Genomic DNA, 10960 nt, shown 5'->3' with positions numbered 1-10960 from the left:
AAGTAGGAACTACAGAGATTCGCAGGCACGTCAGAGCGACGGGCCAGCACACAGAATTTCTTGACGACCATAGAGCATTGGAACCACCTGATCCCATCCCGAACTCAGCAGTGAAACGATGCATCGCCGATGGTAGTGTGGGGTTTCCCCATGTGAGAGTAGGTCATCGTCAAGATTCAAACAAAAAGCCCCTGTCTGCACTGCAGACAGGGGCTTTTTCTTTTCCGGCTACGGCGCACTGGCGTAGCCTTCGTTGGGCGCTATCGGGTGACCTGGTTGTCCAGATAGTTCCTGATCACACGTGATCCACTGTTCAGGTGCTGCTCAAGTACCCTGACAGCCTCGTCGACAAGCTTGTCAGCAGCAGCATTCACCAGGGCGTTATGGTCGTCCTGAGTCAGCTTGCCCAACCCCATGGACGATAAATGGAAACGCAGGAAGCGCTCTTCCTCGTTCAGTTCGTTCTCGATCAGACGCAGCAGCTTTTGGTTGGTTGCCTTGCCATAGAGCGCCATATGGAACAGCCGATTGAGACGGCCGATTTCCGCATGGCTGGTTTCGTTCTCCAGTTGTTGGATGTAACCACGGGCACTGGCTATGTCACTGGCATCAAGTAGCGGAATCGACTGGCGTAGCGCTTCGCTTTCGAGTAGCACGCGCAACGCATAAGTGTCGACCGCGTCTTCGCCAATCAACGGCGCGACCACCGCGCCCTTGTGCATTTCCACCTTAAGCAGCGATTGCGCTTCCAGCTGACGCAGCGCCTCGCGCACTGGCATTCGACTGACACCGAACAAGTCGGCGATTTCCTGCTGGCGTACGGCGGTACCAGGCGGCAGGCGGCCATCGAGGATAGCGCTGCGCAAGCGCTCCTCGATGACGCCACGGGCCAGGTGTGCCGGCAGCTGCTCGCTGGCCAGCACATAACTGAGTTTGATTTTCTCGGCCAAGCGAAGTGTGCCTCGACGACAAAAGTTGGATCCAATGACACTAGTAACAGAGGTGGGGGCTTGTCAAACCTGTGTCTGCAAGGAGCGGGCAGGCCAAGCTCATAAATATGGTGGATGAGTTTTACCGGCAAAGGAAGCGACTCACACTAAGCATTAACAATTAAGTTATAGCGAGCCGACTATCGGTTGGGTGATCGCGTAGTGCCATTGTCTTTTCAGTGGCCAGGCCGCACCATCGCTTCTTTAGAATGACCTGAACAGGGCCTCGCAGTGGCGATTACCTGGCTGCTCAAAACCGCCGTGCGACCTTTTGGCCTTGCCCTGTTGCTGGGTGGCTTGCTGCTGGGCGGTCTGCATGCGGATTGGGACTTTGCCGAGATCAGCCGCAAGTCCGAGGCCCTGTACGGTCCATTGGGCGCGGGCAAGGGCCGCATCGATGCCTGGCAGCGGTTGATGGCAACCCAGAGCCAGGGCAGCGAAATGCAGCGCCTGCAGGTGGTCAACCAGTTCTTCAACCAGCAACTGCGCTATGTCGAGGATATCGACCTGTGGCACGAAGTCGACTACTGGGCCACGCCCATCCAGGCGCTTATAAAAGGCGCCGGCGACTGCGAGGACTATGCCATCGCCAAGTACTTCAGCCTGCGGCGCATGGGGATCCCCAGCGAAAAGCTGCGCATCACCTACGTTAAAGCACTGCGCCAGAACCGTGCGCACATGGTGCTGACCTATTATTCAAGCCCACAGGCGCAGCCGATGGTGCTCGACAGCTTGATGGACGCAATCAAGCCGGCCAGCCAGCGCACCGACCTGCTGCCGGTCTATGCCTTCAATGGCGAAGGTCTGTGGCTGACAGGCGCTGCCGGCAACAAGAAGGTCGGCGATACCAAGCGCCTGTCCCGTTGGCAGGACTTGTTGAAAAAAATGCAGGCCGAAGGGTTCCCGGCCGAACCGGTTTACTGAAGGAGCACAGATGTCACTGTTCAAACAATTGCTGTTGGCCATTTGCCTGTTCCTGGTCATCGCGTTCAGCGGCAGCTTCATGGTCAGCCTGGAAAGCTCGCGCAGCCAGTACGTCAATCAGCTGCGTTCGCATGCCCAGGATGCAGCCACTGCGCTGGCACTGTCGCTCACGCCTAATATCGATGATCCGGCGATGGTCGAACTGATGGTCAGCTCGATCTTCGATAGCGGCTATTACGCCAGCATCAAAGTGGTCGACTTGAGCTCCAATGCCGTGCTGGTTGAGCGCCACGCTGAGCCAGATCCAGGCGGCGTGCCTGTCTGGTTCATCCACCTGATCGGTCTGGAAGCGGCCGGTGGCGATGCCATCGTTAGCCGTGGCTGGCAGCAGGCGGCACGGGTCGAGGTGATCAGCCATCCGATGTTCGCCATCAGCAAGCTCTGGCAGAGCGCCTTGGGCAGCCTCGGGTGGTTGCTGTTGTGCGGCGCTGCCAGTGCCGTGCTCGGTGCGCTGCTGCTGCGCCGTCAACTGCGTCCGCTGGACTATATGGTCGAGCAGTCCCACGCCATTGCTCGCCGTGAATTTCTCAGCTTGCCGGACCTGCCGCGCACACCGGAGCTGCGTCGGGTGGTGCAGGCGATGAACCAGATGGTCGAGAAGCTCAAGGCACTGTTCTCCGAGCAGGCCGAGCGCAGCGAACGGCTGCGTGTCGAATCCTACCAGGACAGCCTGACTGGGCTGTCCAACCGTCGCTATTTCGAGATGCAGCTCAATGCCCGGGTCAGCAACCTGGAAGAAGCGCGTTCTGGCTACCTGCTGCTGTTGCGCGTGCAGGGCCTGGCAGGGCTCAACGCACGCCTGGGCGGCCAGCGCACCGACCAACTGCTGCAGGCGGTGGGCGAGCAACTGCGCCGCGCCTGTGCCCGATACCCGGAAACCAATGACCTGATCTCCCGCAGCCGTGGCGGGGAATTCGCCGTGCTCGCGCCAGGCATGGTGCATGACGAGGCCATCCAGCTCGCACAGGCGTTGGAGACGACCCTACAGAGCCTGCATGAGACCGGCGCCAGCGATATCCAGCCGGTAGCCTGCATCGGCCTTGCGCCGTTCCACCCGGGCGATGAACCCCAAGCCTTGCTCAAGCTCGCCGACGAGGCGCTGGCGCGGGCCGAGAATCAGCCGTTGCCGGGTTGGGTGTGCCTGGAGCAGGGCGTGGCTGCGGTAGCTGGCGACAGCCAGCACGCCTGGCACACGCGGTTGGACGAAGCATTCGTAAATGGCCAGTTTGCGCTGTTCTTCCAGCCGGTGGTAAACGCCAAGGATACCCAGCGCGTCTTGCACCACAAGGTGATTTCACGTCTGCTCGACGACCATGGCGACGCCCTGCCGGCGGGGCGCTTCCTGCCCTGGCTGGAGCGCTTTGGCTGGATGTCACGGCTGGACGTGCTAGTGCTGGAGAAGGTGCTGGTGCACCTGCGCAACCATGACCAGGTGGTGGCGCTGAACCTGTCGGCGACGACCCTGGCCGACCCCAAGGCTCTGCAGCGAGTGTTCGAGCTTCTCGGGCAGAATACAGCGCTGGGTTCGCGCCTGATCTTTGAGATCGGCGAGGAGCAATTACCCGAACAGGCCGCGCTGGAAAAACTCACCCGCCGTTTGCACGCCCTGGGTTTCGGCCTGGCGTTGCAGCGCTTCGGCGGACGCTTCAGCATGATCGGCAACTTGGCGCACCTTGGCCTGGCCTACCTGAAGATCGATGGCAGCTACATCCGCAACATCGATCAGGAGCAGCACAAGCGGCTGTTCATCGAAGCCATCCAGCGCGCGGCGCACAGCATCGACCTGCCGCTGATTGCCGAGCGGGTGGAGACCGAAGGCGAGCGGCGGGTGTTGGTGGAGATGGGCGTAGGTGGCATTCAGGGGCAACTGGTCGGCGAGCCGGCACCCTGGCGCTGATTCAAGCATGCGGGGGCGCCAGGCGCCCTCGGTGATTTCAGATCAAACCGCCTTCTTCCTCTTCCTCGATCAGATTGTTCAAGCTCCCCAGCGCCTTGCGGGCGGTGGAGCGGTTGAGCAACTTGGCCTGCGCCCCCGCTGGCAGGTCGGTGATGCTGAACACGCCCTTGGCCGTCAGCACCTCGATCAGGTCCTCAAGCACACGGATCATGTCCAGGTCGCTCTGCTTCAGCTGCTTGAGGCTGTTTTCGACGACATCGTCGGCAAACCACTCCTGGATCTCAGCATGGTCGGCCGGCAGGACTTCCGTGTGATCGGCGTACGGCACGGGTTCAACCCGCTCCAGTTGCCCTGCCTGGTCGCGTTGCACATAAAACAGTGCTTCCATCCTCGTCACCCCGGTTCCTTGATGATCGTTCCTGGCGCAGCATAGGCAATCTTGCATGGCCGCGCCTGCCAATCAGCTGTTGTTGTTGTCGATCTTGATGGTCGGGTCGGCCCCGCTGATCAACGAGTTGATCGTGGTATTCGACCAGTTCACGCCCTCCAGCTTGATGCTGACGTCGGCGTTGGCCAGCCCCCCTGCAGCATTGAGCTTGCCTTCGGTGCTGATCTGCAGGGTCGACTCGCCAGCCGTCGTGGTGATCTTCAGGTAGTTGTCGATGGTTGAGCCGCGCTCGCCCTGCAACAGGTCGGTGAGGTCGATGCGGTCGCCTTCGCCGAGCTTGAAGTCCTTGATCACGTCCTGACCGGTGTCGCCCATTTTCCACACGAAGGTATCCGCACCCGTGCCGCCGGAGAGGATGTCATTGCCTTTGCCGCCGATCAGGGTGTCGTTACCGGCTCCGCCGAAAAGCAGGTCGTTGCCTTCGCCGCCGAGCAGCGTGTCGTTGCCCGTACCGCCCAGCAGGATGTCGTTGCCCTTGCCGCCATCGATGTAATCATTGCCGCCCTGGCCAAAGATGATGTCGTTGCCGCCGCCGCCCATCAGGGTGTCAGCGCCGTCGTTGGTGCGCGACAGGTCGAAGTCGGTGTAATGCTCGCTGATGTACTGGTGCATCACCTTGGCATCCACCAGGCTCGTGTCCACGCCCAGCTTGGTGGCGACGAAGGCCTGGACGGCCTCGATGCCGCTGCCGGGTATCGAGTCGAAACTCACCAGGTCGCCGAAGATGATGTCGTGGCCATCGCCGCCGTTGATGGTATCGGCGCCGGCAATGGTCTGGTCGGTGTGACCGAGGATCGCATCGCTGATCTTGGTCGGGTCAATGTTGACCTGCGGTACGCTGTCGCTGTCGAACGGCTTCAGGTCGGTGGTGCTGATGCCCGTGCCGACGCCGATGGCTTCGACCGACGACAGTGCCGACAGCAGCGCGAAGCTGGAGGTGGCGTTGCTCAGGGTGTCGCTGGTTGTGGTGCTGCCGGTGCCGGCCAGCTTCGACAGCTCGTAGCTGCCATTGCCTTCGGCGTGGATCAGGCCAGTGGTCACGGCACTCCACTTGTAGCTCAGGCTCAGCAGGTCGAAGCTCCGGGCTTCGGCGGTGAGCTTGCCGGTGGCGTCGATCGATACCCGGTTGCTGGTGTCCAGTTGGTAGTTGGTCAGGGTGTCGCCCATCTTGTAGCTGATGTTGGTCAGCAGCGTGTCGAGTTTGACCGAGCTGTTGGCCAAGGCGGGGTTGGTCTGCTCGCCAGTCTGGTAGTAGGTCGGCTGGCCGTCGGTGAGGAAGAAGGTCTGGTTGGTGCCGGTGACGCCGGCACTCTTCAGGTTCTGGAACCAGTTGGCCGTGGTCTTGAACGCATCTTCGTAGTTGGTGCCGCCGTCTGCGCTCATGCCGCTCAGGGTGTTGAGCAGGGTCTTCAGGCCAGCATCATTGAGGGTGACGGCCACAGTGCTCTTGACCTGCGTGGCGAAGTCCACCAGCAGCACATTCACGGTGCCGACGCCGGAGGCCTTGGCATCTGCCAGCAACGCCTGGAACGTGGTGGCCAGCGACGCCTTGGTCGCATCGATGCCGGTGCTGCTCATGCTGCCTGAAGTATCGACGATGAAGGCGAGGTTGTAGTTGGTACCGGCGGTCATGTGCAGGCCGGCTGTGTCGGCAATGATGATGTCGTCGCCAAAGGTACCCGTAGTGTTGTCGCTGGCGGTGGACAGCTGGGAGGTGGTGTAGGTGTCCGGGTAGACCGTGACCTTGAGCGTGCCCTCGGTGATGGCAAAGCTGCCGCCGACCGACTCGGTGGACGTCGAGGTGACCTTCACATCGAACTGGCCGCTGTAGTAGGACGGCGTCTTGATTGTCAGGCTGTTCAAGGTCCAGCCGCTGACGTCGACGGCTGTGCTTCCCACCGTAGCACTGTGCCCGGCGCTGTCACTGATCACCGAACCCGCTGGAATGCCACCCAGCTTGACGCTCAGGGTCTCGGAGCCGTCGGTGTCGGTCAGGCCGCTGCTAATGCCCACCAACTTGACGCTGCCGTTTTCCGGCCCTTCGTTGAGCTTGTAGCCATCGTAATAGCCCTGGCCGCTGCTGCCGTGGAGGTCGGACACCGTGACGCCGGCGTTGGCGAGGGCGGTGACGTTCGGGTACATCGCGATGCTGGTGCTGTTGAAGTCGCCTACCGTGCCGCTGCCCACCTTGATATTGATGTCGTAGCTGCCGGGGCCCGACTGGTTGGCATGGTAGATCTCCAGGGTGTAGTAGCCGCTGGTGGTGGGCGTATAGGTGCCCGCCACGGTGCCGCCAGCGCCCCAGGTGGCGGTGACCACGGTCTTGCCGCCGATGTTCACCAGCAGGCTGTCGTCGGCGGTGCCGCTGAAGGTATAGGTCTTGCCGGCCTCAAGGTACACCAGGCCGGAGGTCTTCGAGCCACTCTGCGCCGCCACGCTCGAATCGGACTGCACGTTGGTGATGGTGGCGGACGTGGTGGCGTTGCCCGAGTTGGTGAACACCGTCTTCAGCGCATCACCGGTAATACCGTTGCCGTTTGTGCCCAGGCCGGTGAGGGTGGTCCAGCTTTCCTTGGTCAAGCCCAGCGAGTTGACGTTGTTGCTGCCGATGCTCAGGGTCGGCGCGTCGGCGACCGGGGTGATGTCCACTTTCAACGTGGTTTCGCTGCCCGGGGTGATGCCGTCGGTGGGCTTGAACTTGATCTGCGCATAGTCGGCCTGGTTGTTGCCCACGCCGGTGCCGCCGTAGTCGTCGACGCCCGACTGGTTGGCCAACGGCACGAATTTGAGCTTGCCAGCCGCGATGTCGGCCTGGCTTACGGTCTGGTTGAGCGTCACGTTTACCCAGGCGGAGCCATTGTTGTACTGCAAGGTGCCGAGGGTTGGCAGCTGGGTGATAGTGATGCCCAGGCTCGCGGTCGGGCTGTCGACGTCGGTGACGTTGAAGTTGCTCCAGTTCAGCACCAGCGCGGTGTCCTCGACACCGGTAACGGCGCCTCCGGCGGAGACCGGTGCATCGTTGACCGCCACCACATTGACCGTGGCAGTTGCGGTATTGGACACATTGACTCCGTCGGTGACCGTGACCGTGATGTTCCGCGGCGTGGTGCTCGGGTCTTCGCTGGTGTTGACGAAGGTGATGTTCTTGATCGCCTGCATGTAGTCGGCCAGCGACGCGTTGCCTGTCAGGGTCAGCACTATGCTGCCGGCAGTCACGCTGGAGGTAATGGCGATGCCGTTGACGCTGCTGCCCAGGTTCAGCGCATCGCCGGCTTGGGCGTTGGTCAGGGTGACGGTGGCACCGGCCATTTGCGGGCTGTCGAAGTCGGTGATGGAGATATCCAGGTCACTGATCGAGTTGCCGTTGCCGTTCTCAGTGAAGGTGGTCTGGAAGTCGGCGCCGGTCTTGCCACTGGAGTCGTTGGCGTCGAGGTCCAGCACTGGCGCCGGCTCGAACAGCTGGGTGGTGATGCTGCCCGCGGTGTTGCTGACCACCAGGCCCTCAAAGTTGCCGCCGGTGGCCGAATCGATCCTGATGGTGAACTGTTCGGTGCCTTCGGTGATGTTGTCCTTGATGGTCGGGATGCTGAAGGTGGCCTGGTTGCTGTTGGCCTTGATGGTCACCGTGGCCACGCCGGTGTAGTCGGCGCCGTTGGTGGCGGTGCCGCTGTAGCTCAGCTTGACCACCACGTCGGTCTGCGGCGGGTTGCTCAGGGTCAGGGTGTAGGTGGCGTTGTTGCCTTCGGCCACGGTGGCGGAGCCGGTGATGCCGAGGGTGGTGGTGTTCAGCGTGTCGGTCACCGCAGTAACTGCTGGCGCCGAGTTCACCACCAGGCTTTCGAAGTTGCCGCCAGTGGCGTTGGTGATGGTGGTACTGACCGTGGTCGCGTCGATGTAGACGTCATCGGCTGGCGCCGCCACGGTGACGCTGCCGCTGGACTGGTTGGCACCGATGGTGATGGTCTGGCCGTTGCTCAGGCTGACTGTCACGGCTGTCTGCGCCGGGTTGGTCAGGGTTGCGGTGTAGACGATCTGGCCGCCCTCGGCCACGGAGGGGGTGGCAGTGAGGGTAACGGTGGTGGTGTCCTGCACGTCGGTGACGATGGTGCTGAGCACGGTTTTGTTGGGCACCAGGTTCTCGTAGCTGCCACCGGAAACGCTGCTGATGCTGTTGGTGACGGCGGCATGGCCCTGGTACACGTCATTGGTCACTGCGCCCGTGGCGGTGCCAGAGCTCTGGCCGACCGGGATTGTAATGGTCTGGCCATTGGTGAGGGTAACGATCACCGGGGTCACGGTAACTGCAGCACTGACGGTGGCGGTGTAGATAATGGTGCCACCCTCGGCCACGGATGGCGTCGCGCTCAGGGTCACGGTGGTGGTGTCCTGCACATCGGTCACCGAGGTGCTGACGCTGGCGGTATTGGCGACCAGGTTTTCGTAACTACCGCCGGATACATTGGTGATGCTGTTGGTGACCGGTGCGTGGCCCAGATAAACGTCATTGGTCACGCTACCGGTAGCGGTACCGGAACTCTGGCCAACCGGAATGGTGATGGTCTGGCCGTTGGCCAGGGTCACTGTCACGGCACTGCCAGTGACCGGCGCGCCGACGGTTGCCGTGTAGGTGATGGTGCCACCCTCGGCCACGGATGGCGTGGCGGTCAAGGTGACGGTAGTGGTGTCCTGTACATCGGTGACGGTGGTGCTGACTGCCGTCTTGTTGGCCACCAGGTTCTCGTAATTGCCACCGCTGATGGCAGTGATGCTGTTGGTGATTGGCGCATGGCCCAGATAGACGTCATTGGTCACGGTGCCCGTTGCGGTGCCAGAGCTCTGGCCGACCGGGATGGTGATGGTCTGCCCATTGGCCAAGGTCACCGTGACCGGGCTACCCGTCACAGCGGCACTGACGGTGGCGGTGTAAACGATGGTGCCACCCTCGGCTACCGATGGCGTGGCAGTCAGCGTTACGGTTGAGGTGTCGATGGTATCGGTGACGTTGGTCACCGCCGCGGTGCTGTTGATCGCCAGGTTCTCGAAGTTGCCCCCGGTGGCGTTGGTGATGCGCGCGCTCACCTGGGTGGCGTCGATGTACGGGTCATCGCCCTGCGCGGCAACGGTGACACTGCCGGAGGTCTGGTTGGCGCCGATGATGATGCTCTGGCCATTGCTCAGCGTGACGGTCACCGCCGTTTGCGCCGCGTTGGTCAATGTGGCGGTGTATGTGATCTGGCCGCCTTCAGCCACGCTCGGTGTTGCCGACAGTGAGACCGTGGTGGTGTCCTGCACGTCGGTGACGCTGGTGCTGACCTGGGTTTTGTCCGCTACAAGGTTCTCGTAGTTGCCGCCGGAGACGTTGCTGATGCTGTTGGTGACCGGTGCGTGGCCCTGGTACACATCGTTGGTCACGGCACCCGTGGCCGTGCCGGAGCTTTGGCCTACCGGGATGGTGATGGTCTGGCCATTGGTCAGGGTCACCACCACTGGGTTGCCAGTGACTGGTGCGCCGACGCTGGCGGTGTAAGTGATGTTGCCGCCCTCGGTCACGCTTGGGGTGGCGGTCAGGGAAACGGTGGTGGTGTCCGTTACATCGGTGACCGTGGTGTTGACCACGGCCTTGTTGGCCACCAGGTTTTCGTAGTTACCGCCAGACACGTTGCTGATGCTGTTGGTGACGGAGGCGTGGCCCACATAGACATCATTGGTCACGGCGCCCGTGGCGGTGCCGGAGCTTTGGCCGACCGGGATAGTGATCGTCTGGCCGTTGGTCAGGGTGACCACCACAGCAGAGCCGGTCACTGGAGCGGTTACCGTGGCGATGTAAACGATGGTTCCGCCTTCGGCCACAGACGGTGTGGCAGTAAGGCTGACGGTCGAGGTATCGAGGGTATCGGTGACGTTAGTCACCGCCGCAGTGCTGTTGATCGCCAGCTTCTCGAAGTTGCCGCCCGAGGCATTGGTGATGCTGGCGCTGACCTGGCCGGCGTCGAGGTACGGGTTGTCGCCGTGGGTGGCGACGCTGACGCTGCCGGAGGTCTGGTTGGCACCGATAATGATGGTCTGGCCGTTGCTCAAGGTGACCGTCACGGCCGTTTGTGCAGCATTGGTCAGGGTGGCGGTGTAGACGATCTGACCGCCCTCGGCGACGCTCGGGGTCGCCGACAGCGACACCGTGGTGGTGTCCTGCACGTCGGTGACGCTGGTGCTGACCTGAGATTTGTCGGCAACCAGGCTTTCGTAGTTGCCGCCAGACACGTTGCTGATGCTGTTGGTCACAGCGGCATGGCCCTGGTAGACATCATTGCTCACGGCGGCCGTCGCGGTGGCTGAACTCTGGCCGACCGGAATGGTGATGGTCTGGCCACTGGTCAGGGTGACCACCACCGGGCTGCCAGTGACCGGCGCGCCCACGCTTGCGGTGTAGATGATGGTGCCGCCTTCGGCCACGGATGGCGTGGCGGTCAGGGTGACGGTGGTGGTGTCCGTTACATCGGTCACGCTGGTGCTGATCTGTGACTTGTCCGCGACCAAGTTCTCGTAATTACCGCCGCTTACGTTGGAGATGCTGTTGGTGACGGCCGGATGGCCCTGATAGACGTCGTTGGAGACCGCAGCCGTGGCGGTCCCGGAGCTTTGGCC

General features: G+C 62.1%; 5 protein-coding genes and 1 rRNA gene. 3 read left to right on the top strand and 3 right to left on the bottom strand.

What is annotated here, in order from left to right; genetic code table 11:
* Positions 1–59: 59 nt before the first annotated feature.
* Positions 60–175: ribosomal RNA gene (gene rrf, locus APH28_RS25740) — 5S ribosomal RNA — on the top strand.
* Positions 176–260: 85 nt separating this feature from the next.
* Here rrf and APH28_RS25735 read toward each other — a convergent pair.
* Positions 261–950, bottom strand: a complete 690-nt coding sequence (locus APH28_RS25735) for a GntR family transcriptional regulator (protein ID WP_060513250.1) — start codon at positions 948–950, stop codon at positions 261–263.
* A 270-nt stretch (positions 951–1220) separates the two neighbouring features.
* Between APH28_RS25735 and lapG the strand changes: the two genes are divergently transcribed.
* Positions 1221–1913, top strand: coding sequence for a cysteine protease LapG (gene lapG / locus APH28_RS25730; RefSeq protein ID WP_060513249.1), 693 nt, complete (start codon positions 1221–1223; stop codon positions 1911–1913).
* A 10-nt stretch (positions 1914–1923) separates the two neighbouring features.
* Complete coding sequence (lapD, locus tag APH28_RS25725; protein WP_060513248.1) at positions 1924–3870, top strand: cyclic di-GMP receptor LapD; 1947 nt, start codon at positions 1924–1926, stop codon at positions 3868–3870.
* Positions 3871–3907: 37 nt separating this feature from the next.
* Here lapD and APH28_RS25720 read toward each other — a convergent pair whose 3' ends face one another.
* Positions 3908–4249 (bottom strand): hypothetical protein, encoded by a 342-nt coding sequence (locus APH28_RS25720; RefSeq protein ID WP_060513252.1) that lies wholly within the window; start codon positions 4247–4249, stop codon positions 3908–3910.
* An 81-nt stretch (positions 4250–4330) separates the two neighbouring features.
* On the bottom strand, positions 4331–10960 hold a 6630-nt coding region (locus APH28_RS25715), incomplete at its 5' end, for an immunoglobulin-like domain-containing protein (RefSeq protein ID WP_256250253.1).

The sequence above is a fragment of the Pseudomonas sp. NBRC 111124 genome (assembly GCF_001320245.1).
GTDB lineage: Bacteria > Pseudomonadota > Gammaproteobacteria > Pseudomonadales > Pseudomonadaceae > Aquipseudomonas.
The sequence above is the reverse complement of the archived record's forward strand: the minus strand, read 5'-3'. Positions and strand labels throughout refer to the sequence as shown.